This is a genomic window from Shewanella sp. 10N.286.45.A1, assembly GCF_041470405.1.
Classification (GTDB): domain Bacteria; phylum Pseudomonadota; class Gammaproteobacteria; order Enterobacterales; family Shewanellaceae; genus Shewanella.
This window is the reverse complement of record NZ_JBFRMK010000126.1, coordinates 1-25,002: the sequence shown is the minus strand read 5'-3', so window position 1 is coordinate 25,002 and position 25,002 is coordinate 1. Positions and strand designations below refer to the sequence as shown.

Annotated in this window: 25 protein-coding genes; 22 read left to right on the top strand and 3 right to left on the bottom strand. The window is 43.9% G+C overall.

Going from position 1 to position 25,002, the window contains the following annotated elements; all coding sequences use genetic code 11:
• Positions 1-191 precede the first annotated feature (191 nt).
• Together AB4238_RS10625 and AB4238_RS10620 are read left to right on the top strand one after the other, a co-directional pair.
• Positions 192-824 carry a FlgO family outer membrane protein gene (locus AB4238_RS10625; protein WP_372033426.1) on the top strand — a complete coding sequence of 211 codons (633 nt, stop codon included), beginning with the start codon at positions 192-194 and terminating at the stop codon, positions 822-824.
• Complete coding sequence (locus AB4238_RS10620; protein WP_372033425.1) at positions 825-1,283, top strand: LPP20 family lipoprotein; 459 nt, start codon at positions 825-827, stop codon at positions 1,281-1,283. It abuts the gene before it with no gap.
• 145 nt (positions 1,284-1,428) lie between these two features.
• Here the strand turns inward: AB4238_RS10620 and AB4238_RS10615 are convergent, their stop codons facing one another.
• From AB4238_RS10615 to flgA, 3 genes are all read right to left on the bottom strand, one after another.
• Positions 1,429-1,854 carry a flagella synthesis protein FlgN gene (locus tag AB4238_RS10615; RefSeq protein ID WP_372033424.1) on the bottom strand — a complete coding sequence of 142 codons (426 nt, stop codon included), beginning with the start codon at positions 1,852-1,854 and terminating at the stop codon, positions 1,429-1,431.
• Positions 1,855-1,899: 45 nt separating this feature from the next.
• Positions 1,900-2,223, bottom strand: a complete 324-nt coding sequence (flgM, locus tag AB4238_RS10610; protein WP_372033423.1) for a flagellar biosynthesis anti-sigma factor FlgM — start codon at positions 2,221-2,223, stop codon at positions 1,900-1,902.
• A 76-nt stretch (positions 2,224-2,299) separates the two neighbouring features.
• Positions 2,300-3,013, bottom strand: coding sequence for a flagellar basal body P-ring formation chaperone FlgA (gene flgA / locus AB4238_RS10605; protein WP_372033422.1), 714 nt, complete (start codon positions 3,011-3,013; stop codon positions 2,300-2,302).
• 282 nt (positions 3,014-3,295) lie between these two features.
• Between flgA and AB4238_RS10600 the strand changes: the two genes are divergently transcribed.
• The 20 genes from AB4238_RS10600 to AB4238_RS10505 all read left to right on the top strand — a co-directional run bounded on the left by AB4238_RS10600 (position 3,296) and on the right by AB4238_RS10505 (position 24,843).
• Complete coding sequence (locus AB4238_RS10600; protein ID WP_371994047.1) at positions 3,296-4,216, top strand: chemotaxis protein CheV; 921 nt, start codon at positions 3,296-3,298, stop codon at positions 4,214-4,216.
• 141 nt (positions 4,217-4,357) lie between these two features.
• The gene (locus AB4238_RS10595; protein ID WP_371994049.1) at positions 4,358-5,191 is read left to right on the top strand and encodes a protein-glutamate O-methyltransferase CheR; all 834 of its coding nucleotides are present in this window, start codon (positions 4,358-4,360) and stop codon (positions 5,189-5,191) included.
• Positions 5,192-5,366: 175 nt separating this feature from the next.
• A complete protein-coding gene (gene flgB, locus AB4238_RS10590) occupies positions 5,367-5,765 on the top strand; it encodes a flagellar basal body rod protein FlgB (protein WP_020911661.1) in 399 nt (132 codons plus the stop codon).
• A 2-nt stretch (positions 5,766-5,767) separates the two neighbouring features.
• Entirely contained in the window at positions 5,768-6,184 is a 417-nt protein-coding gene (gene flgC, locus AB4238_RS10585) for a flagellar basal body rod protein FlgC (RefSeq protein WP_020911662.1), read from the top strand.
• Positions 6,185-6,208: 24 nt separating this feature from the next.
• Positions 6,209-7,012, top strand: coding sequence for a flagellar hook assembly protein FlgD (flgD, locus tag AB4238_RS10580; RefSeq protein WP_372033421.1), 804 nt, complete (start codon positions 6,209-6,211; stop codon positions 7,010-7,012).
• A 75-nt stretch (positions 7,013-7,087) separates the two neighbouring features.
• The gene (gene flgE, locus AB4238_RS10575; protein ID WP_372033420.1) at positions 7,088-8,449 is read left to right on the top strand and encodes a flagellar hook protein FlgE; all 1,362 of its coding nucleotides are present in this window, start codon (positions 7,088-7,090) and stop codon (positions 8,447-8,449) included.
• 193 nt (positions 8,450-8,642) lie between these two features.
• Complete coding sequence (flgF, locus tag AB4238_RS10570) at positions 8,643-9,386, top strand: flagellar basal-body rod protein FlgF (protein WP_020911665.1); 744 nt, start codon at positions 8,643-8,645, stop codon at positions 9,384-9,386.
• 10 nt (positions 9,387-9,396) lie between these two features.
• Positions 9,397-10,185: a flagellar basal-body rod protein FlgG gene (gene flgG / locus AB4238_RS10565; protein ID WP_020911666.1), complete on the top strand. Its 789-nt coding sequence runs from the start codon at positions 9,397-9,399 to the stop codon at positions 10,183-10,185.
• A gap of 71 nt (positions 10,186-10,256) precedes the next feature.
• Positions 10,257-10,931 (top strand): flagellar basal body L-ring protein FlgH, encoded by a 675-nt coding sequence (flgH, locus tag AB4238_RS10560; RefSeq protein ID WP_248974153.1) that lies wholly within the window; start codon positions 10,257-10,259, stop codon positions 10,929-10,931.
• Between the two features lie 111 nt (positions 10,932-11,042).
• Entirely contained in the window at positions 11,043-12,134 is a 1,092-nt protein-coding gene (locus tag AB4238_RS10555; RefSeq protein WP_371994114.1) for a flagellar basal body P-ring protein FlgI, read from the top strand.
• Positions 12,135-12,162: 28 nt separating this feature from the next.
• Positions 12,163-13,209, top strand: a complete 1,047-nt coding sequence (flgJ, locus tag AB4238_RS10550; protein ID WP_372033419.1) for a flagellar assembly peptidoglycan hydrolase FlgJ — start codon at positions 12,163-12,165, stop codon at positions 13,207-13,209.
• A 43-nt stretch (positions 13,210-13,252) separates the two neighbouring features.
• A complete protein-coding gene (gene flgK, locus AB4238_RS10545; RefSeq protein ID WP_372033418.1) occupies positions 13,253-15,175 on the top strand; it encodes a flagellar hook-associated protein FlgK in 1,923 nt (640 codons plus the stop codon).
• A 33-nt stretch (positions 15,176-15,208) separates the two neighbouring features.
• Positions 15,209-16,411: a flagellar hook-associated protein FlgL gene (flgL, locus tag AB4238_RS10540; RefSeq protein ID WP_372033417.1), complete on the top strand. Its 1,203-nt coding sequence runs from the start codon at positions 15,209-15,211 to the stop codon at positions 16,409-16,411.
• Positions 16,412-16,746: 335 nt separating this feature from the next.
• On the top strand, positions 16,747-18,138 hold the full coding sequence (locus tag AB4238_RS10535; protein ID WP_372033416.1) for a flagellin: 1,392 nt from the start codon (positions 16,747-16,749) through the stop codon (positions 18,136-18,138).
• A gap of 483 nt (positions 18,139-18,621) precedes the next feature.
• Positions 18,622-20,010: a flagellin gene (locus AB4238_RS10530; protein WP_372033415.1), complete on the top strand. Its 1,389-nt coding sequence runs from the start codon at positions 18,622-18,624 to the stop codon at positions 20,008-20,010.
• A gap of 248 nt (positions 20,011-20,258) precedes the next feature.
• Complete coding sequence (locus tag AB4238_RS10525) at positions 20,259-20,711, top strand: flagellar protein FlaG (protein ID WP_372033414.1); 453 nt, start codon at positions 20,259-20,261, stop codon at positions 20,709-20,711.
• Between the two features lie 83 nt (positions 20,712-20,794).
• On the top strand, positions 20,795-22,156 hold the full coding sequence (fliD, locus tag AB4238_RS10520) for a flagellar filament capping protein FliD (RefSeq protein WP_372033413.1): 1,362 nt from the start codon (positions 20,795-20,797) through the stop codon (positions 22,154-22,156).
• Between the two features lie 205 nt (positions 22,157-22,361).
• Positions 22,362-22,715 carry a flagella biosynthesis chaperone for FliD, FliT gene (locus AB4238_RS10515; protein ID WP_372033412.1) on the top strand — a complete coding sequence of 118 codons (354 nt, stop codon included), beginning with the start codon at positions 22,362-22,364 and terminating at the stop codon, positions 22,713-22,715.
• A gap of 6 nt (positions 22,716-22,721) precedes the next feature.
• Positions 22,722-23,123, top strand: a complete 402-nt coding sequence (gene fliS, locus AB4238_RS10510; protein ID WP_220737920.1) for a flagellar export chaperone FliS — start codon at positions 22,722-22,724, stop codon at positions 23,121-23,123.
• Positions 23,124-23,409: 286 nt separating this feature from the next.
• Complete coding sequence (locus AB4238_RS10505) at positions 23,410-24,843, top strand: sigma-54 dependent transcriptional regulator (RefSeq protein ID WP_372033411.1); 1,434 nt, start codon at positions 23,410-23,412, stop codon at positions 24,841-24,843.
• Positions 24,844-25,002: the final 159 nt, after the last annotated feature.

Here is a 25,002-nt window from a genome sequence, read left to right as displayed (position 1 = left end):
ATACCAATCAGTATAAAGATTTGATCGCTCAGCGAGAGTTTAGCGGCTCTGAGTAGATCAACTTCTTATCCTGATTGGTATTCGTCTGCAACAATACATTTAGCCGTAAAGTTCTTCAGCTTTACGCCGATAACAGCATTAGAGAATCATATTCTTTTGAGCCAATATGAGTTTTGAAAGAAAGGAATATCATGATGTATAAGACAATAATCTTACTATCACTGTTGATGCTTTATGGCTGTGCGATGACGGCGACTGAGACGCCACAAGAGCAAACGCTTGCGAGCGGCAAAGGTTTGCCACATTTGTCATCAATTAACCACCTGGCACAACAGATGGTTAATGAGTTAGTCAGGCAAAATGACAGCTTAAAATCAACTCAGCCTTTACTCGTGGCAACACCGGTAATGTTAAATGATCTGCAGAGTACTAATGAACTCGGGTTGCAATACCAGCAGGGGCTGATTACGGCATTACATGATCACCAGTTTAATTTGGTAGACATGAACGTAGCGGAAACACTGCGAGTTACCGAGGGGGGTGACTTCATTCTTACTCGTGATTGGCAGCAATTGCCCACCGATATTGATGTCAGGCATGTGGTTGTATCGACAATGAGCCCGAGCAAAGAGGGGGTGGTTGTTTATAGCCGTATTGTAGATGTCAGTAATAACCGAGTGGTATCTGTGGCTCAAAGCTTTGTGCCAATTACTGCTATGCCGGATATGTTAACCCCTTCAGAGAAAGTCGTGTCAGAAAATGGCTTATTGTATCGCTCTGATACGACCGGGCAGAATGCGGTCATGCTTGGAGGAGCTAAGTAGATGAAAGCCATTTTACTCTCTGCAACGCTAACACTTACCGCCTTATTAGCGGGGTGTTCAGCGCAAGACCGTTATGTGCAATATGAAACTGAAGCACCAACGTCTTTTCCGACGTTAACTGCGATAGGCTATGCGACATTAGACAGCCAACCGTCGGATGATCCCGCGCAGCGGGTATTAATGGCGATGCAGGCTTCTAAGATTGCCGCTTACCGTGAACTTGCAGAGCAAGTTTATGGCCAGCATTTAGCGGCATCGAGCCAGGTACGTGATTGGATGTTAACCAACGACGAGATTAAAGCGTCAGTTTCAGGAGTGATCCGAGGTGCACGAGTGGTTAAGGTATATCCCGCTGGTGAGCATTATGTTACTGAGCTTGAACTTGACTTTGAGCAGGTGTGGGCACTGTATCAACAACAAAATCGTTCACAACGGGTTAAAGAGATCACGTATTTTTAAGAGATTAGGTGGAAAATATTGTGAGGGGATATTAGAAACTGGTTCTATGTTGCTCAATATCGCACCGTTAGCATTAGGCTTACAAGCTAAAGACCCAAAAAAGCGAAGCACTTAGCTTCGCTTTTTCTTTTGATACTTTAGGTGTTTAAGCTTTTAAATTGTTACCTAAGCTGGAGATGCTTGAGGTGCGGCCTTTACCATCATAGGTGAGGCTAGTGGAGCTTCTACTGACCTGCAGTGCTTGAGAAAAGCGATTTAAGCTGGCTAAGCTCAATTCGATTAAAGACTCGTTCTCAGCGTTGAGTTGTTGGCACTCAGCGAGCAACTCCTTTGCTTGGCTAACTTGCTGAGATAAAGTGGCATCGGTCTCTAATATACTTTTATCAGGCTGTGCGGCTATCATCTCATCGTTATGTTTTAAGTTATCAAGTAAGGTTGCTTTTGTGCTCGCAAGCGCTAACAAACTGTCTGCATCTTGCGATTGCAGTGCTTGCTTTTCTTGACTGATAACGGCTTTAAGCTCAGTCAACACGGTATGTTGTGAGCTTAAAAGATGAGATAAATTAGTCATAATGGCCTTATCTGTTTTGCCTTAATCCGCGTTTAGCGGCGACATTTAGTTTAAATCGCTCAGATCATTCTCAAAGTTTGCGATATTAGTTGCAAGTTTATCTGGATCGATTTTGTAACGACCCTCAGCGATAGCAGCTTTAATTTCGTCAACTTTCTTTTGGTCTATATCAGGCATATCAGCCATCTTTGTCTGTACGTTTTGCAATTGTTGAGCCTGTGGCGTAATTGACACAGAGTCGGCTTTTTGTGTTACAGCAGTTTGTGCAGGGGCTGCTGGCGCACTTTGTGCTGCAGAGCCTTTACCCGCATTGCTGCTGTTTATACGCGATGTTGCAGCGCTATTTACTTGTTTAATATCCATAGCCATTTTGGTATCCAACATTGAATAAAGAGACTTTCTTACACATGCTATCGGCGTGATAACGGTTAACTTGAGTATTATTTTACATTCTTACTTCAACTTGGCCAACAGCAGTGACTTTAGCATTCAATGTTTTTTGCGAATGAGTGTTTTTGATACGGATTTTGTCGCCCAGATTTCCATCGTGTAGGGCTTCGCCAACAGTCTTAATCTCAAAGTTTTCTGAGCGGGCGAATATGGAAACAGTATCTCCCTTACAAACAATGCAAAGGTGATTATTGAAAATAGGTTGCTGGGGCGCGACACGACGCTTCAATCGTGCACCTACCACTTGATCGACTTGGTCAAATTGTTGACCACGAAGTGTGGTTTGCTCTACATAGTCGATCTCTACATCACTGCTTGATAGCAGGTCGCCTGGACCTAAGGTAGATTTAGCCACCACCACCGGGTAAAGAATATCAACTCTCACCGATAAAAATATTTGCCACGGGTAACTTAAATCTGGGCTGTCGCAACTGATCTTTATCGTGTTGTTACGCCTGATAGCTCGGTCACTGGCAATTTCAGCTTTAATCGGCAAGTAGCAGCTCGGTAAGCTGACACGACTATCGAGGCTCTGAGGAGTGATATTTATCTTAGCTTTATCAGGGGCTTCGATTTTTTCTTCAACTGCGGCTATAGCTAATCGTGAAATGGTCGATATAGATGGTACGCTAGCAAGTTGATCTGTATTTGCAATAGCGGCGATGGGTACAAATAATACGGTTAAAAAGAGCCAAAAAATTATTTTCATAATGAATACACCAGCTTGATTCGCTAGAATGCACCTAAGTCGTGTTATTTTAGAATTTCTGTAGCGAACTCATTAAATCGTCGGGTGTCATAAAGTTGACTAAAATCGCAACGCTAAAATCAGATAATACAAGCTAAGCAAGTAGCATGCCTAAATGTAGGTGTTAATTATATTGATCAGTATCGGCAGCATCGATGCGCTAAATCAACGTAATAAGTGGTCACTCAACTAAATTGAATCTTTTAGATTTAATCGATAAAAATAAGTACAAGGCAAATTTTCATGTCGAACATTCTTGAATCAGTAAATAAGCGAACGCAATTGGTTGGGCAGAACCGACTAGAGTTGTTGTTATTTAAACTTAATGGACGTCAACGATTCGGCATTAACGTATTTAAGGTAAAAGAGGTGCTGCAATGCCCTCCATTAACCAGTTTACCTAGGCTCAATTCAAACGTACGTGGTATTGCTCATGTACGTGGTATGACAATTTCAGTGATCGATTTAAGCGCTGCCACAGGTGGTCGCCCAATTGAGAACATCGAAAACTGTTTCATTATCATCTCTGAGTACAACCGCAGTGTACAAGGCTTCCTGGTGAGTTCTGTTGAGCGTATTATCAATATGAACTGGGAAGCTATTATGCCGCCACCTCAAGGCGCTGGCCGCGGTTCTTACCTCACAGCAGTCACCGAGATAGAAAATGAATTAGTAGAGATCTTAGATGTTGAGAAGATCTTGGACGAAATCTCACCCGTTAATACCAATATCAGTAAAGAGCTTGATGATAAGCTGACCATTGATAGAGATCTGCACCATCACATCATGGTGATAGATGACTCATCGGTTGCCCGTAAGCAGATCATTCGTGCGTTAAGCTCGTTAGACTTGCAAATCGACACCGCTAAAGATGGTAAAGAGGCATTAGATAAGTTACGTGAAATAGCGGCAGAGTTAGATGATGTTTCAACAGAGATCCCGTTGATCATTTCAGATATTGAGATGCCAGAGATGGATGGTTACACATTGACGGCTGAAATACGTGATGACCCTAAATTGAGAAACATCAAAGTCGTGCTGCATACTTCGCTTAGTGGCGTGTTCAACCAAGCGATGGTTCAGAAAGTAGGCGCCAATGATTTTATCGCGAAATTTAATCCAGATGAACTAGCAGCGGCTGTAAACAAGCACTTAAGCTTATAATCCGCACTATTACAACGTTTCGTAGCCCCAAGGGAGCCAACTCCTGCTTGTGTTTCCTTGGGGGCTAATGTATAAACCTGCGATTGTTGTTAAGCTGCAGCTACTGCGCGGCTTTGTTTTATAGATATTTAGGATACTAGAGTGCCGAATAAATCACTTGCTGAAAACGAGTACCATCAATTCAGGCTATTTCTAGAGCAGCATAGCGGTATTGTGCTTGGAGAGAACAAGCAATATTTAGTGCGTAGCCGATTGGCACCACTAATGGGCAAATATAATTTGCCCTCTTTGTCGGATGTGGTAAAGCATTCGATGAAACCGACTGAGCGTCAACTTCGTACTGAAGTGATTGATGCGATGACCACCAATGAAACCTTATGGTTTCGCGACCGTTACCCCTTTGAGTTATTAGCAAATACTTTACTGCCAAACTACAGTCGACTGGGTCGGCCTATTAAAATTTGGTCGGCGGCATGTTCTTCGGGGCAGGAGCCGTACTCGTTAAGTATGACCATTCTAGAGCATCAGCAACGTCGCCCTGGCAAATTGCCTAGCGGTGCAAGCATTCTTGCGACAGATCTGTCTCCATCCATGTTAGAACGCTGTAAAAAAGCGGAATATGATAACTTAGCGTTAGGGCGAGGCTTGTCAGAGGAAAGGAAACGTCAGTTCTTTGATACTTTGCCTTCAGGCAACATGGCGATTAAGAATAATGTAAAGCAGTTGGTTAACTTTAGAGCGCACAACTTGCTTGAAAGTTATACCTTACTGGGCAAGTTTGACATCATTTTTTGCCGCAATGTGCTGATCTACTTTTCGCCAGAGGCAAAGCGGAAAATACTGCGGCAATTTGCTGCCGCATTGAACCCAAATGGCATTCTATTTCTAGGCGCCTCGGAGTCTATTGCTGGGTTATCTGAAGAGTTTGACATGATCCGCTGTAATCCAGGGATCTATTACCAAAAGCGCAGTTAAGTTATCGTATTTAGGGTGTTTCAACGGCGTTTAACGCAATTTTGACACCCCCTTATCTTGTAAAACCTTCCTTTTGACATCGCTGTATCGTAGATATACCTCTATTTTTACTTGTTTTAACTATTTTGGCACACCAATTGCTTTATTTCAGACACTGAGCTGAGGAGGCAATTTTATGGCGATTAGTTTTGATAAAGCATTAGGAGTTCATCAATACACTTTGGGCGTACGCTCCCAACGTGCAGAGGTCCTATCTTCAAATATTGCCAATGCCGACACACCAAACTATAAAGCACGTGATGTGGATTTTGCCAAAGCGATGAATTCTGCGCAGTCACGTCAATCGGGCTTAGCAATGGCTAAGAGCGATGGTAAACATTTTGATATGGCAGCGTTAACTCAGCAAAACGTCGCTTACCGTGTACCTAATCAACCCGATACGGGTGATGGCAATACCGTTGATATCCAACAAGAGCAATCAGCATTCATGCAAAATGCACTTGAGTATCAGATGTCCCTCGGTTTTCTTGACGGTAAGTTCTCTGGCATGAAAAAAGCAATTAGAGGCGATTAATTATGAGTTTATTTAATATATTTAACGTCGCAGGTTCAGGTATGTCTGCGCAATCAGTCAGGCTAAATACCACAGCCAGTAATATTGCTAATGCCGATGCCGTATCGAGCAGTGCTGGCGAAACTTACCGCGCTCGTCATCCTATTTTTGAAGCCGAAATGAGCAAAGCACAACAGCATCAAAGTGCATCACAGTCTGTGGCAGTTAAAGGTATTGTTGAAAGTGACTTACCTTTAAATAAAGAGTTTTCTCCCGGTCATCCAATGGCAGACACTGACGGCTTTATCTATAAGCCCAATGTCAACGTGATGGAGGAGATGGCTAACATGATCTCAGCCTCTCGCTCATATCAAATGAATGTACAGGTTACTGATGCAGCGAAATCGATGCTTCAGCAAACTCTTAGAATTGGCAAGTAACTCAGTGAAAGCTGGAGGTAAATTTTGAGCCTGATTAATCCGCTCAATAACACGCAATCGGCAACGGCTCAGCCACAACAGGCAGGAGCTGTTACGCCGCAAGCATCGCAAGCGACGACCCAAAGTAGCGCGTCGACAGAGCAGACATCTACAACCGGTAACCCGTTTTTAGATAGCCTTCGTTTGCCGGCAGAAAACTCAATACCTGAGCCTAATAGTCAGGAGCTATCTCAAGAAGATTTCTTCTCGTTATTGAGTCAACAGTTGTCGATGCAAGATCCGTTTAAACCGGTCGATAATGACCAAATGATCCAGCAAATGGCATCATTCTCAACCGTTGACGGGATCAGTAAACTTAACGAAGAGATTGTTAACCTCAATGCATTAACTACCTCGAGCCAAGCGCTGCAGGCGTCGGGACTTGTAGGTCAAAAAGTGCTTATCCCATCAGACACAGGCTATGTGTCTGCTGATGAACCCAACATTAAAGCCATTGTTAGTACTCCAGAGACGATTAAGGACCTAACGGTTCGCGTCGAAGATGAAACTGGCCAACTTATTTCAACCTTTACCGTTGATGGTAGTGCCGGCGGTAACGTCGATATCACCTGGGATGGTATGGGGAAAAATGGTGAACCGGTGGCAGAAGGCAGCTATACCCTTAAAGTAACGGGTAACGTTGACGGTAAAAGTGAAGAGCTCCCCGTTTCAACCTACGCACATGTGACCAGCGTATCATTAGGTACTGCTGCAACGGGTGCCATTTTGAACTTACGTGGTGTGGGTGGCATTAAGATTAGTGATGTATTAGCGGTATCAGAATCGTAAACGTCTGACAGATATTAATAGTAGCGGCGAGTTTAGCCTCTGCTAAAACGAATTGAACAAGGATTGAGGTGAACTATGTCATTTAACATTGCTTTGAGCGGTATATCGTCTGCGCAAAAAGATCTAAATACAACGGCAAACAATATCGCTAACGTAAACACTACTGGCTTTAAAGAATCTCGTGCTGAATTTGCCGATGTTTACGCCAGCTCTATTTTCGCCAATAGTAAAACAACCGTTGGTGGTGGTGTGGCAACCAGCCAAGTGGCGCAGCAGTTCCATCAAGGTAGTTTACAGTTTACCAATAACTCGCTTGATATGGCGATTAACGGTGGTGGCTTCTTTGTGACCTCTTCTGAAGTCGGTTCTCAAGACCACTCATTTACCCGTGCAGGCGCATTCAAGTTTGACTCGAACAATTATATGGTCGACTCAGCAGGTAATTTCCTACAAACCTTCCCGGTTGATAAAGATGGCAACTCAACCTCTGTCAGTTTGACAACGACTCAACCAGTACAAATTCCTGATACTGCAGGTAGTCCGGTTAAAACGGATAATATTGGTTTGCAGATGAACCTTAATGCGGGCGATAAAACCTTTGACCCAGCTAATTTCGATCCCGATGACCCAGATACATTCAATAACTCAACATCAGTAACCATGTACGACTCGCTTGGTGAGCCGCATGTGATGACGACTTACTTTGTTCGCCCTCCTAATGCTGCGCATACTGGTGAGAGTAACTGGGTTGCGTTCTACGCTGTTGACGGTAAAAAAGTTAATGTTGACCCTGCAGCCGGAACCTATGATGTTGATACGAGCGGTGATGGTTTGGTCGATGGCACCAAAAATGCTGAAACTGCTGGTGGTTGGAAAGGTGCTGCAGTTTCATTTAATGATACGGGTGCATACACTGGCAGTAACCCAGCGACAATTCAAACTGAGCAGCTAGGGGTAGGCGGCGCCAATGTTCTAGGTCCTGGCGCTGATGGTTCGCAAACCTTGACCTTGAACTTTAATAACCCGACGCAATATGCCTCACCTTTTGAAGTCACTGAATTGACCCAAGATGGTACTACCGTCGGGCGATTAACTAACGTTGAAGTGGGCGCTGATGGCCTGATTAACGCCAGTTACAGTAACGGTTCTACCGTGCCATTAGCGCGCGTAGCATTGGTTCGTTTTGCTAATGAGCAGGGGTTATCACAAGCAGGTAACACCTCATGGAAAGCGAGCCTTGATTCGGGTCCTGCATTAGCAGGTGAAGCTAACAGTGGTACCTTTGGTAGTATTCGTTCATCGGCACTTGAACAATCAAACGTGGACTTAACCACTGAACTTGTTGATTTGATCTCGGCGCAACGTAACTTCCAAGCTAACTCTCGTACACTGGAAGTCAATAATACGTTGCAACAAACGGTATTGCAGATCCGTTAATTTATCAAACCTCTAGCCGCTTTAGCGGCGGTAGAGTAAAACACGTTGCCGCAGCGGCAACGTGTTTCCTCTCTCTTCTCATCGTTCACTGCTCTATTCGTAAACCCTTCTTTCTATACTTAATTTGTAAATCCAATTTCTGGCACGATGCTTGCTAATTAATACGTTAGACGGAAGTTTGACGGAGCATTACGTGGACAAGTTACTCTATGTCGCTATGAGCGGCGCAAAGCAGAATATGAATTCGTTGGCCATTAGCGCCAACAATTTGGCAAACGCAAATACTGATGGATTTAAAGCTGATCTCGCACAAGCGCGTTCAATGCAAGCCTTCGGTGAAGGATTGCCAACACGTGTATTTGCTATGACAGAGAGCCCGTCAGCTGACTTTACCAATGGTCCGATAAAGACCACGGGTCGAGATTTAGATATTGCCGTAAAGGGCGATGGTTGGATTGCAGTGCAAGCCGATGATGGCGGCGAAGCTTATACCCGTTCAGGTAGCTTGAGTTTCGATACTACAGGCGTATTGCGTAACGATAAAGGTACCCCATTAATGGGTGACAATGGACCTATTGTGTTGCCGCTTCCAATCGAAAAAATTGAAATATCTCAAGATGGCATTATCTCTGTTCGTCCAACAGGGGCAACCGCTGAGGTAATTGAAGAGGTTGGCCGTATTAAATTGGTCAACCCAGGTAATGAAAACTTAATGCGCGGCAAAGATGGACTGTTTCGTCAAATGTCGGGTGAACCCGCACCAGCTGACCTTTCCGTTGGTCTACTGAGTGGGGCCGTTGAAGGCAGTAACGTTAATGCTGTACACGAGATGGTATCGATGATTGACATACAACGTCAGTTTGAGATGCAAGTCAAAATGATGAAAACAGCTGAAGAAACAGATAAAGCATCTGCTTCATTAATGCGCATTAGCTAGGAGATAGAATATGCATCCCGCTTTATGGATAAGTAAGACTGGTTTAGACGCTCAGCAGACTGATATTTCTGTTATTTCAAATAATGTGGCTAACGCCAGCACTGTTGGCTTTAAAAAGAGCCGTGCAGTATTTGAAGATCTCCTCTATCAAAACGTTAACCAAGCGGGTGGGGTGAGTGCATCAAATACCAAGCTGCCAAACGGTTTGAATATTGGCGCGGGTACTCAAGTGGTTGCAACGCAAAAAGTCTTTACTCAAGGCAACATGCTAACCACTGACAATTCGCTTGATTTGATGGTTGAAGGTCCAGGCTTTTTTGAAGTGCAAATGCCAGATGGCACCGCTGCATATACTCGTACTGGTCAGTTTAGCCTTGATGATACCGGCCAAATTGTGACCCCAGGTTCTGGCTACGTAGTGCAACCAGCCATCACGATTCCAGATGATGCCACCAGTATTACTGTGTCTGCAGAGGGTGAGGTGTCAGTTAAAACACCGGGTAATGCTGAAAACCAAGTGGTTGGACAGTTAGCGATGTCAGACTTTATTAACCCAGCAGGTCTAGATCCAATGGGGCAAAACCTCTATATGGAAACGGGCGCAAGTGGCACGCCTATACAAGGCACTGCATCACTTGACGGCATGGGCGCAATTCGCCAAGGGGCACTTGAAACCTCGAATGTAAATGTTACCGAAGAGCTGGTTAACTTGATTGAAAGCCAACGCATTTACGAGATGAATTCAAAGGTTATTTCAGCAGTCGATCAGATGCTGTCGTATGTGAATCAGAATTTATAGCATTAGTGCAGTATTCGCATTTTTTCACAGGTTTTGGCATTCGATTTGCCCGTAATATTAAGAGACTATTTATGAATCGTTATTGGATTTTACTCGTTATTGCTGCGCTTTCAGGTTGTAGTTCAACCAATGAGAAGCCAATTGCAGACGATCCTTATTACGCGCCTGTTTACCCAGAAGCGCCGCCAACGAAAATAGCAGCGACAGGTTCAATGTATCAAGACAGCCAAGCCTCTAGCCTTTACTCAGATATTAAGGCATTGAAAGTAGGCGATATTATTACTGTTATGCTGATGGAGTCAACGCAAGCTAAAAAGAGCGCCAATAACGAAATTAAAAAAGGCACCGACCTGTCACTTGACCCCATTTATGCTGGTGGTGGAAATGTCACTATTGGTGGCAACCCTATCGACCTGCGTTACAAAGACAGCATGAACACCAAGCGCGAGTCTGACGCCGACCAAAGCAATAGCTTGTCGGGCAGTATCTCTGCCAACGTGATGCAGGTGCTCAATAATGGCAACTTGGTTATTCGCGGCGAGAAATGGATAAGTATCAACAACGGTGACGAATTTGTGCGTATTACCGGTATTGTGCGAGCTCAAGATATTCGCCCAGATAACACCATTGACTCTCCTCGTGTTGCTAATGCACGTATTCAATATAGTGGCACTGGAACCTTTGCAGAGGTTCAAAAAGTCGGTTGGCTAAGCTCATTCTTTATGGGCAGCTGGTGGCCGTTTTAGATTTTCTAACAATAAGTATTAACGTACTGCGCGGATTGTAGTACTTCACCGCCGAGTAGGGCAGCTGTTGAGCAATTTTAAGCGAGTTAACTGAGCTAAGGACTTTTCATGATGAAACTTAAACTGGCATTACTGTGTGTAATTTTAGTGATTGCATCGCCTGTACATGCACAGCGCATCAAGGACATTGCCAATGTTCAAGGGGTGCGAAGTAACCAATTGATAGGTTATGGCTTAGTAGTTGGTTTACCCGGAACAGGTGAAAAAACCCGTTATACCGAGCAAACCTTCAAAACGATGCTGAAGAACTTCGGCATTAATCTGCCAGATAATTTCAGGCCTAAAATTAAGAATGTCGCGGTTGTTGCTGTGAGTGCCAATATGCCGCCGTTTATTAAACCCGGTCAAACACTAGATGTTTCGGTTTCAAGTTTGGGTGAAGCTAAGAGCTTACGTGGCGGCATGCTGCTACAAACTTTCCTTAAAGGTGTTGACGGCAATGTTTATGCGATTGCTCAAGGCAGCATGGTGGTGAGTGGTTTTAGCGCAGAAGGGCAAGATGGCTCTAAAGTCATTCAAAATACCCCAACGGTAGGTCGTATTCCAAATGGCGCGATTATTGAGCGCACGGTAGCGACGCCATTTTCAACCGGTGACTATCTGACTTTCAATTTACGTCGGGCTGATTTTTCAACGGCAAAAAGATTATCAGATGCAATTAATGACCTATTAGGTCCTGGGATGGCGCGGCCACTTGATGCCGCATCAGTGCAGGTAAGCGCTCCCCGTGATGTTTCACAACGGGTCTCTTTTCTTGCAACGCTAGAAAACATTGAAGTTGAACCTGCCGCTGAATCGGCAAAGGTGATTGTTAACTCACGCACTGGCACCATTGTTGTTGGTCAAGACGTCAAATTATTGCCAGCTGCTGTTACCCACGGTGGTCTAACGGTAACAATTGCTGAAGCTACGCAGGTTTCGCAGCCCAATCCGTTTGCAGGTGGTCAAACCGTCGTCACTACCGATAGCACTATTGATGTTGCTGAAGACGATAGCCGCATGTTTATGTTTAATCCTGGCACCACGCTAGACGAGCTAGTACGGGCGGTTAACCTAGTAGGAGCTGCGCCATCAGATGTGTTAGCAATACTGGAAGCGTTAAAGATGGCAGGGGCTTTGCATGGAGAACTGATAATAATCTAAAAATTGTCGGTTTGAGTGGGAAGTAGTCATGGATAAGCTGTCGAATGCATCGCAATTTTTGGATCTGGGAGGGTTGGACTCACTCAGATCCAAAGCCCGGAATGGCGAGAACAGTGCACTAAAAGAAGTGGCACAACAGTTTGAAGGTATTTTCGTACAGATGCTGATGACCAGTATGCGAGATGCTAACGCTGTGTTCGAATCCGACAGCCCAATGAATAGCCAGTACACCAAGTTTTACGAGCAGATGCACGATCAACAGATGTCGCTCAACCTGTCTGGTGAAGGCATGCTGGGTTTAGCTGATTTAATGGTGCAACAACTCGACCCTGCTAACAGTCCTATGACGCCAGCGTCCGTATTAAGAGGCGACAGTAACAGCTCTGCTAAATCTAATGCTTTTACGCTTGATAACCCACATGCGATGCAAATGCCAGCCACAAGAAGTATGAGTGCTGCGCCCGTTGACACTTTGACAAACTCAACCGCTAATACAGCCTTGGCACCACAAACCTTAGATGCCTTATTAAGTGGCAAAGTCTTGCCGTCGGCGGCATTAAGTGCCGATAAATCTCAAGCTGATTTTACCAGCCAAGACGAATTTGTTAGCCGTCTTTACCCACACGCTGAAAAAGCGGCGCAAGAGTTGGGAACCACACCTGAAGTGCTCATTGCGCAATCGGCGCTAGAAACCGGTTGGGGTCAAAAAATGGTAAAAGGTGCGGCTGGTCAGCAAAGCAATAACCTATTCAATATTAAAGCAGATAGCCGCTGGCAAGGTGACAAAGCGCAAGTCAGTACTCTGGAGTATGAGCAAGGCGTGGCGGTTAAGCAAAAAGCAGATTTTCGCGTTTATGAGGATATCGGGCAGAGCTTTAATGACTTTGTTTCATTTGTTTCTAACAGTGAACGCTACCAAGATGCGATGAAAAAAGCGGCTAACCCGGCGGCATTTGTGCAGTCTTTGCAAGATGCTGGTTACGCAACTGACCCAAAGTATGCAGATAAAGTCATGCAGGTCATGAAAACAATCACACGAGATTTTAAAGATGTTTTACAAGGGGTGAAGCAATGATTAATCAATTCGCAGAGCCGTTTGTAATGGGGAGTTGTCAATAATGTCAATGGACTTGCTTAGTATTGCTCGCACTGGAGTGCTAGCGTCACAATCGCAACTGGCTATTACCAGTAATAATATTGCCAACGCCAATACCGAAGGCTACAACCGTCAGGTTGCGTCGCAATCGAGCTTAGAATCTCAGCGTATGGGAAATGAGTTTTATGGCGCAGGTACTTACGTATCAGATGTTAAGCGAGTCTATAACGATTATGCGGCGCGTGAATTACGCATAGGTGCGACAGCGGCCAGCGAAGCACAAACTAGCTACAGCAAGATGTCAGAACTCGATCAACTATTTTCACAAATAGGCTCTGCGGTACCAGCATCGTTGAACGAATTTTTTGCTGGCATAAACAGTTTATCTGATATTCCTGATGATTTAGGCTTGCGAGATTCATTGCTGACCAATGCCAACCAATTGGCGAACAATGTCAACCAAATGCAGCAGCATCTAGATGGTCAGATGAACCAAACCAATGACCAGATCTCCGCTGTCACCGATAGAATCAATGAAATAAGTAACGAACTTGGCAATATCAACCGTGAGCTAATGAAGTCTCAAGGGCAAGATATGCAGTTGCTGGATAAGCAAGATGCATTGATCTTAGAGCTTAGCGAATATGCTGAAGTTAATGTTGTGCCGCTCGATTCTGGCGCTAAAAGTGTCATGCTGGGAGGCTCAATCATGTTGGTCTCCGGTGAATTATCAATGCAAGTTGGTACTAAGCCTGGCGATCCTCATGCCAATGAATTGCAAATAACGGCTTCATCAGGAAGTAAGAGCTTAGTGGTCGATGCTTCTAAAATTGGTGGACAGCTCGGCGCGCTGGTTAACTATCGAGATGATACTTTGATGCCAGCGCAGCTTGAGCTTGGTCAGTTTGCTTTAGGCGTTGCAGATGCATTTAACCAAGCGCAAGCCCAAGGTTTTGATCTTAACGGTGAAGTGGGCAGCAATATTTTTACTGATATTAATGATCCTTCAATGCAATTAGGCAGAGTTGGTGCATTATCAACCAATACTGGTAATGCTAATCTAGCCGTCAATATTGATGATGTTGGTGCACTTACTGGAAACAGTTATGAACTTAGCTTTACCGCGCCATCGACCTATGAGCTAAAAGATGCTCAAAGCGGCAATGTGACGCCGTTAACGCTAAACGGCACGACACTTGAAGGCGCAAACGGATTTAGTATCGATATCGCAAGTGGCGCGATGGCTTCAGGTGATAAGTTTGAGATCCGCCCAACATCGAGTGCGGCTACGGCATTATCTGTGACCATGACTGACGGCAAATGCATTGCCGCCGCTGCGCCGAAAATTACCGCGGATGCGGCAAATTCGGGTAACACCAACATCAATCTTGTCAGCATCGACAATCGTAATGCTGCAGGCTTTCCAACCACTGGTGCCGAGCTAACCTTCGAAATCGACCCATCGGCCGTGCCACCCACTTTTGAAGTGTTCGATGCTCAAGGCACATCTTTAGGCCCTGCCGCGCCATATACGCCACCAAGCATAACTGCTAACGGTTTCACTTTTGAAGTAGATTCCACCGCAACCACCAAAGAACAGTTTACTTTTGACCTGTCGTTTGCCGAAGGTGACAACAGCAACTTAGTCAATATGGCAAAGCTCAGCGAAAGTAAAATCATGAATGGCGGAAGTACTACTCTGACTGACGTATTTGAAAATACCAAACTCGATATTGGCGGCAAAACTAAGTCAGCTGAAATTGCAGTGGGCTCAGCAGGTGCAATTTACAATCAGGCCTATACCCGAGTGCAAAGTGTGTCGGGCGTTAACCTTGATGAAGAAGCGGCAAATTTGATGCGCTTTCAGCAATCTTATCAAGCGTCGGCGCGGATCATGACCACCGCGACGGAAATATTTAATACCTTGTTTAGCTCATTACGCTAATTCGGTATTAGACAGTAGAGAAAGGAAAACAGCATGAGAATCTCAACGGCGCAAATGTTTAACCAAACCACGACTAACGTGATGAAAAGCCAGTCTGCGACTAGCAAAATCATGGAGCAGTTAGCCACCGGGAAAAAGGTCAACACAGCAGGGGATGATCCCGTTGCCGCGATAGGCATCGATAATCTTAAACAGCAGGGAGCGGTGGTTGATCAGTTTTTAAAGAACATTGATTACGCTTCAAATCGCTTAGCGGTCAGTGAAAGTAAAATTGGCAATGCTGAAAATGTTGTTGAGAGCATGCGTGAGCAGATGCTGCGTTCAGTAAACGGCACGCTCACTGATGCCGATCGGCAAACAATTGCCGATGAGATGCGTGGCAGTTTAGAAGAGCTGCTATCTATTGCCAATAGTAAAGATGAATCGGGCAATAGTTTGTTTGCAGGTTTTAAAACTAACTCAGAACCCTTTGCTTTTGATAACAATGGCAAGGTTGTCTATAGCGGCGACTCAGGCATTAGAGATTCCGTGGTGGCATCGGGGGTTACTGTAGGCAGTAATATTCCTGGCGACAGTGTCTTTATGAATGCTGCTAACGCGATTGGCGACTACAGCGTCAATTATTCGTCAACTCAACAAGGCAAATTTAGCGTTGAAAGCGCAAACATTACCGACGCAACATTGCCGGTTGCTGGTAACTATACCTTTGACTTCGTTGACAATGGAGCAGGAGGGCTTGATGTCAATGTGACAGATTCTACGGGCACTGTAACTACAATCCCAAATTTTGATGCTACTCAACCTATAACGGTAGATGGCATTGAATTACAACTGAAAGGCACGCCGGAAGCTGGGGATACTTTTGAGTTAGCACCGGAGCAAAACTCAAATATATTCGATACCTTAAATAGCGCGATAGCACTGCTTGAAGATGGTAGTAAATTAAATTCTCCGCAAGGCCAAGCGGAAATGGCACAGTTATTGAATAACGTAAGTAGTGGTCAAGAGCAGATGGCAACCAGCCGCAGTGTGGCGGGTAATAGTTTAAAGAGTCTAGAAAACTACACTAGTACACACAAAGACGAGCAGTTGGTAAACCAGTCTGCACTATCACTGCTTGAAGATTTAGATTACGCAGAAGCGATAACTGAATTCGAAAAGCAGCAGATGTCGCTTAACGCGGTATCTAGCGTGTTTAGTAAAGTCGGTTCCATGTCACTTTTTGATTATTTATAAAAGCTCGCAGTTTATTACGCACTGAGTGATGCGGCTTGTAAGTAATAGGTAAACAAAATATTGAATATTTTTGATTTGGTTTAAATGTTGGCACAAAAAAAGCATTAATAAACCTGAGATATTTAGATACAACTAATAAGATAAAAAATTGACAGTTAAGTGTTTGTTAATATTCGTTAAAGCATGAAGTTGACTACACGGTAGACGAGTCAAATAAAAAACACTTTGCCGTAATCAGCGGCAAAAGTGATACAGATTCAGTTTGATAATTGAAATATTAACAATTTTAGCCAAGTAACCAATCTTGGCAAACCAACTAAGAAGAGGATTACACCATGGCTATTAGCGTTAATACTAATGTCACATCAATGAAAGCCCAAGCCAACATGAACAAGGCGAGCTCTAATCAGCAAACTTCTATGGAGCGCTTGTCTTCAGGTCTGCGCATTAACAGCGCCAAAGATGATGCTGCGGGTCTGCAAATTTCTAATCGTATGACTAGTCAGATCAACGGTATCGGTGTCGCCATGCGTAACGCCAATGACGGTATCTCTATTGCGCAAACCGCAGAAGGCGCGATGCAAGAATCAACCAACATCTTGCAACGTATGCGTGACTTATCACTGCAATCAGCTAACGGCTCAAACTCTTCGGATGATCGCGATGCAATGCAAAAAGAGATGTCGTCACTACAAGCGGAGTTGACACGTATCTCTGAAACAACATCATTTGGTGGCCAGAAATTACTTGATGGAAGCTACGGTACGCAGGACTTTCAGGTTGGTTCAAATGCCAATGAAACAATTTCAGTGTCGTTGATGGATACAAGCGCTTCTGCTATTGGTCAAAACAAATTAGTTGGCGGAGGCACTGGTATTGCTCTTGGTGGAGCGGCAACGACTGCTGTTGCTGGTGCAGCAACAGGTGTTGCTACTGGTGATATCAAGGTTAACGGCGGGGCTATTACTGTTGGTGCTGACGCAACATCAACAGAGCTTGCAGCACAAATTAATGGGCTAGATAACGGCGTTAAAGCGGAAACCTCTGTTACCGCTACAGTTGGTAAGTTAACTGGTGCTACAGTAGATGCAGATTTAACAGTAGGCTCAAAAACCTACGCAATGGCTGATTACGTTGATAATGAAGATAAGCTAGTTGAAGCATTGAAGGCTGATGGTTTTGAAGCATCAAACGACAATGGAACCGTAACTATTACTGCTAAGAACGTAGATGAAATAGCAATGGTTGGTGGTGGCGCGACAAACACTGCTGAGCTCGATGGAACAGCTGCTGTTGTAGCTGGTCAACGTAAAACAGCTGCGCTTGAGCTGACATCAAAAGATAGCATTGCTATAACGGGTGATGCAGCCACTGTTGCTGATGTGGTCGGGACTACTGTAGGTTCTACACTTCTGAGTGTGGATGGTGTGGATATTTCAGACGCGGAAGGTGCGCAAAACGCGATTGCGGTAATCGATGCGGCTATCGCTGGTATCGATTCACAGCGTGCTGACTTAGGTGCGGTGCAAAACCGTATGAACTTTACCATCAACAACTTAAGTAACGTACAATCAAACGTATCTGATGCACGTAGCCGTATTCAAGATGTCGACTTTGCTAAAGAAACCGCTGAGCTAACTAAGCAACAGATTCTATCGCAAACATCTTCAGCAATGCTTGCACAGGCTAACCAATTGCCACAAGCCGCACTGTCATTATTAGGCTAGAACTAAGCAAGTAATCTTATAGGTTGGTATTAGTGCCAATTTGATTGACGATACAAAAGCTTCGGTTGTTATATCGAAGCTTTTGTTTTTAAAAAAACTCCAACCTCAATTTTGAACAACCTAGAAAACGTATACCCCATTTCATTGATATCCTCCATTACCTCGTACCACTTTTCCATGATCGTCAGAGCTAGTCACACTTCCTAAGTCAGAATCAAGAAAAGTGTGAGGGATATTGCTGTTAACTTATTGAGTTACATATTGTATTTGATATTGATCGTTAAAACTTTAACCTTGTAAGCTGCTGTTTTTAATGGGTTTTAAAATTATTTGGTGAAAATGTAAAATAAATACTAAAGCTTAAAAAGAACGTGCCGTTAAATATACTGTAACCAACATGATTCGCCTGGCTTTAGAAAGACAGGCACTAATATAAGTACTGTTGATTAGTACAGTCTAAAGCAAGGTAAGAGGGAATTAATAATGGCTATTTCAGTAAATACGAACGTCACCTCAATGAAAGCGCAAAATAACTTAAATAGCGCTACGAGCAATCAAAAGACGTCGATGGAGCGTTTGGCATCTGGTCTGCGCATTAACAGTGCAAAAGATGATGCTGCGGGTCTGCAGATTTCTAACCGTATGACCAGTCAAATTAATGGTATTGGTGTGGCAATGCGTAATGCTAACGACGGTATCTCTATCGCACAAACTGCTGAAGGTTCAATGCAAGAATCGACTAACATCTTGCAGCGTATGCGTGATTTATCACTGCAATCAGCTAACGGTTCAAACTCTGCCGATGACCGAGATGCGATGCAAAAAGAGATTAATTCATTAAACAGTGAATTAACGCGTATCGCTGAAACAACATCATTTGGTGGCCAGAAACTGCTGGATGGCACTTATGGTACGCAGGATTTTCAGGTCGGTTCAAATGCCAATGAAACAATATCAGTGTCACTCACTGATACGAGTGCATCAGCTCTAGGTCAGAACCAGCTGAACGGCGCCGGCACTGGTATCGCTCTTGGTGGAGCGGCAACGACTGCTGTTGCTGGTGCAGCAACAGGTGTTGCTACTGGTGATATCAAGGTTAACGGCGGGGCTATTACTGTTGGTGCTGATGCAACATCAACAGAGCTTGCTGCACAAATTAATGGGCTAGATAACGGCGTTAAAGCGGAAACCTCTGTTACCGCTACCGTTGGTAAGTTAACTGGTGCTACAGTAGATGCAGACTTAACAGTAGGCTCAAAAACCTACGCAATGGCTGATTACGTTGATAATGAAGATAAGCTAGTTGAAGCATTGAAGGCTGATGGTTTTGAAGCATCAAACGACAACGGAACCGTCACCATTACTGCTAAGAACGTAGATGAAATAGCAATGGTTGGTGGTGGCGCGACAAACACCGCCGAGCTCGATGGAACAGCTGCTCTTGTCGCTGGTCAGCGTAAAACAGCTGCACTTGAGCTGACATCAAAAGATAGCATTGCTATAACGGGTGATGCAGCCACTGTTGCTGATGTGGTCGGTACGACAGTTGCTTCTACTCTAGAAAGTGTTGATAAGTTGGACATTACTACTGCAGATGGCGCACAAAGTGCAATTGCGGTCATTGATGCGGCTATCGCAGGTATCGATTCTCAACGTGCTGACTTAGGTGCGGTGCAAAACCGTATGAACTTTACCATCAACAACTTGAGTAACGTACAGTCTAACGTGTCTGATGCACGTAGCCGTATTCAAGATGTTGACTTTGCGAAAGAAACTGCTGAGCTAACTAAGCAACAGATTCTATCGCAAACGTCTTCGGCTATGCTTGCACAAGCTAACCAGTTGCCACAAGCTGCATTGTCACTACTGTAAGCTTTAACTGCGACGAAGTAAGGTTTGGCCTTATGTTGATAAAAAGAGCTGATATCATTTAGCTTTTTGATAAAAGGGAGAGCCGGTAACGGTTCTCCCTTTGTTGTTTTTATTTGTTAATGCCAGTTTAGGTCAAAGTATTCCTGATGATATTGTTAAAGTTTATTGGCTTTAGCTAGAGCTTTAGCATTATTTAATCGTGATAATAGCAGCGCTATCAATAGATAATAAAAACAGGAGTGGTGATAATGGAACTTAATGTAACCAGCAACTCTGTTACTCCGGCAGGGATAGATACACCAAAGGTGCAGAGCCTTAATGTAAATGAAAAGTCAGAAGGGAATAATGTGTTAGCTAGCACTGAAACAGTCAATAAACTGCAAGGCGGTAGTACGGTTAATGTGCAGCAGCAATCAATAGAGGAGCAAGTTAAAGAAGAGTTGCAAGAGGAGAAGGAAGCTAGAACGCCAGAGGAGATGGAGGAGGTAACGGCAAAACTTTCTGATATGATGGCGATGTTGCGTAAAGGGCTTACTTTTAAAGTGGATGATTCACTGGGTACTCAGGTGGTGAGTGTGTTAGATATTGACACTGGTGAACTCATTAGGCAGATCCCAAATGAAGAAGCGTTAGAGTTGGCAGTTAAATTGCATGAGAAAATGGCTGAGATGGATGGCCTATTAATGTCTACTGAAGTATAAGCTGGCATTTTGTGGTAAAGGTAAGTTCTGTTCATTCAGGTCTGCAGTATTGGTTTTTTTAGCATTGAAGTATTGAGGTTATTATGGGTTTAACATCCGTTGGTATCGGTTCTGGAATGGACATTAATGGCATTGTATCGGCTTTAGTGCAAGCCGAGAGTGCGCCCAAAGTAGCTCAATTTGACGCTGATGAAGGCAAGTTGAATACAAAAATATCAGCTATGGGCTCCTTGAAAAGTGCATTAACTGATTTCCAAGATAGCTTGGAGAAATTAACTGACCCAGAAACCTTTATTGCGCGAAAGGTACAAGTTTCGAATAGTAGTTTCATTAGTGCTAAAGCTGATGCAAACGCTGTTGCAGGAAGTTACAAAGTTGAGGTAGAGCAACTAGCAACAAGTCAAAAACTTGGCTCTATACCTGTTGCAGATGCAACCGCCGCTATTGGTGAAGGCTCCTTGGCCATTGCAATTGACGGCAGCGATTTTACCGTTGCGGTAGAGGCTGGAGATTCGCTTGAAACTGTGATGGAGAAAATCAACGATGCGGAAGATAATGTTGGCGTCACAGCAACCATTATCAATGGTGATAACGGTCCGCAATTAGTAATGACGTCAGATAAAACGGGTACGGACAAACAGATCACTGTCACTGCTACAGATACTGATGGTGGCACCGGATTGACAGATACATTTACCATGACCGAGTTAAGCGCGGCGAAAGATGCGGTGCTTTATGTGGACGGGTTAAAAGTAACTTCTAGCAGTAATGACGTTGAAAACGTGATCACAGGTGTAAGCATAACGTTATCTGATGCGGATTTAAGCAAAAGCACGCAATTAACTGTCTCCGCTGACTCCGATACGGTAGAAAAAAGTATCGAAGGTTTTGTGGAATCTTATAACGCTTTGATGGAAACAGTCTCGAGCTTATCTGGCTATAATGCTGAAACTAAAGTAGCGGGTGTACTGCAGGGAGACTCTATGATCCGCAGTATTCAGAGCCAGCTTCGCGGAGTACTATCAAGTAGTTTTGACTCTGAGGATGGTGCGACCATGCTGGCCAATATTGGTGTAAAGACCACTCAGCAAGGGACATTAGAAATCGACGAAAAAATTCTCGAAGGTGCACTTGAGAATGACATGACGCAAATCAAAGATATGTTTAGCACCGAAGATACGGGGCTGGCTGCTCGACTTGACGGCTTAATTGAAACTTATGTGCAGTCGGGCGGTACGATCGATAGCCGTGATGACACCTTAAATAATCAGATCTCTCGTATAACCGATAGTCGTGAACAGCTGACTCGTAAAATGGTTTCTTATGAGGCTAGACTATTAAAACAGTTTAATGCTATGGATTTGGTCGTTGCAAATTTGAGTGCACAATCTGCGGACTTATCAAGCCGTTTAGCATCTCTTCCAGGTGTAGTTCCACAAAAATAGCCGTGAGTTAACAGTTATGAAGGAGTTTAATTGTTGCTGTTTATAAATGGTAATAGTATGTCTAACAGAGGTGGCAGAGACGAGCATAGGTCAGTGTAATAATACTTACAAATGAAAGTGGTTAGCATACGCAATACTTTGCCAGAACTCCAATTAAGTATTAAAGCCAGTAGTCATTACTATAATCTATTGAAGTGAACACCTTATGAATACACCAATTATCCCCACGACTGATATCGTTGAGCAGTTAGCGACTATTGACTCTGTAATGACAGGCTTGCTGGATAAGCTAGAGAAAATTCAATTTGAACAAGGCGAAACTGACACTCTGGTACTTAAATTGCAAGAAGTGATTAGTGCGCGTCAAATTTTGATTGGTCAGCTAGTGACCGATAGTCAATTTGAAGATCGAATCTACCTACAATCACAGGCAGATAAGACAACAAAGTTTGAACATCGAGCCAAAAAAGTATTAGCTGATCGCGAAGCCTTATTACGCGGAATACGTAAAGGTAAACGCCAAACTAATTTATATAAAACAATAGATTCAAATAGGTAGGTATTTATGAGAGGTTCGCTTCAATCATATCGTAAAGTTTCTCTTGATAGCAGTATTGCTGTTGCATCACCCCATAAAGTGATTCAAATGATGTTCTCTGGTGCCTTGGAGCGTTTAGCACAAGGGCGTTATGCTATTGAACAGAATAACCTAGAGCTTAAAGGTGTGAGTTTAGGCAAAGCTGTTAGCATTGTTGCTGGACTCAATAGCAGTCTTAACATGGATGCTGAAGGAGACGTAGCGAGTAATTTGAGTTCACTGTATGACTTTATGCTGCAAAAAATCTCTGATGCAAATATTAATAATGATGTTCAAGCAATTGATGATGCAACAGATATTTTGCGTGTTATCAAAGAAGCTTGGGATGCAATTCCGACTGAGCTTCATGAACTATCGTCTGAAAGCTAATCAGAGCGCTTTTGTTAAAGAAGTTAGAAAGGAGTGTTGGCGCACTCCTTTTTGACGCTCGTCAATAACTTGGCATTGCAAGGTTGGTGGTTGGTGGGTTTTTAAGCAAAAACGTTTCGGTTTCTCATAATATTCATCAGAGGCTTGCTAATGGCGAGCCGATAATACACTATTCAATCTGGTAGTGAATTTGATAAGGTTTCTTTGACAGAAGCTACTGGCTTGAAATAAGCAACCAACACTAATAATTAATGCGCTGATACATATAAGCCTAACGGCCTTCGGAATGATGCAAACAGATCAACGAATTCTACTTGTCGGTAACCAGTCAGAGCGAATTAATCGCTTGTCTTGTGTATTTGAATTTTTAGGTGAGCAAGTCGAGTTGATCGGTTTCGATAAACTAGAGTTGCATACTAAACAGACGCGCTTTCGTGCGATTGTTTTACCTGCTGAAAATCAATCTAAAGAACTTATCCAGTCTTTGGCTGGAGCGCTTCCATGGCAGCCGTTTTTGCTGTTAGGAGAAGTAGCAGACGTTAAAGCGTCTAATATACTTGGCTGTATCGAAGAACCACTTAATTATCCGCAGCTCACTGAGCTTCTTCACTTCTGTCAGGTTTATGGCCAAGTGAAACGAGCTGACGTGCCTACTAGTGCCAATCAAACGAAACTGTTTCGCAGTCTTGTGGGGCGCAGTGAAGGTGTAGCCAACGTGCGTCACCTCATTAGTCAGGTTGCCAGCTCCGATGCCACAGTATTAGTACTGGGTCAGTCAGGTACTGGTAAAGAGGTGGTTGCCCGCAATATCCACTATATTTCAGAACGTCGTGACGGCCCGTTTATTCCGGTTAACTGTGGTGCTATTCCGCCTGAGTTACTCGAAAGTGAACTATTTGGCCATGAAAAGGGCTCTTTCACTGGCGCGATAAGTGCTCGTAAAGGTCGCTTCGAGCTCGCTGAAAAAGGCACGCTGTTTCTTGATGAAATTGGAGATATGCCACTGCAAATGCAGGTCAAGCTGTTACGCGTGTTACAAGAGCGCATGTTTGAACGTGTTGGTGGCAGTAAGTCTATTGCTGCAGACGTTCGCGTGGTTGCTGCAACCCATCGCAACCTTGAAATCATGATTGAAGAGGGCGACTTTAGAGAAGACCTCTACTATCGCTTGAATGTATTTCCAATTGAAATGCCTGCTTTGTGTGAACGCAAAGAAGATATTCCACTGCTGCTGCAAGAACTTGTTAGTCGTGTCTATAACGAAGGGCGCGGACGTGTTCGCTTTACGCAAAGAGCGGTAGAGTCGCTAAAAGAGCATGCTTGGTCTGGTAATGTTCGCGAGCTATCCAATCTAGTCGAACGTTTAACTATTTTGTATCCTGGTGGATTGGTAGACGTTAATGATTTACCAATTAAGTATCGTCATATTGATGTGCCTGAATATTGCGTTGAGATCAGTGAAGAGCAATTAGAGCGTGATGCTTTGGCTTCTATCTTTAATAATGAAGAACCGATTGATATCCCAGAGTCTCGCTTCCCAAGTGAGCTTCCGCCTGAAGGTGTTAACTTGAAAGATCTGCTGGCAGAACTCGAAATCGACATGATTAGGCAAGCATTAGACCAACAAGATAACGTTGTTGCTCGTGCCGCAGAAATGCTTGGTATTCGCCGTACTACGTTGGTTGAAAAGATGCGAAAGTATGGTTTAGGAAAAGATTAACTTTAAACTAATCCATGCTTTATAAAAGCTGTTACACCTAAGGTGTCGCAGCTTTTTTTGTTTTAAAACTGGGACTGTATAAGCTAAAAAGGTACTCGCTGAGGTAATACCAATTGCATTAAAACTTTGACCATTCAACGGGAATTCAAAGCGCTGTAG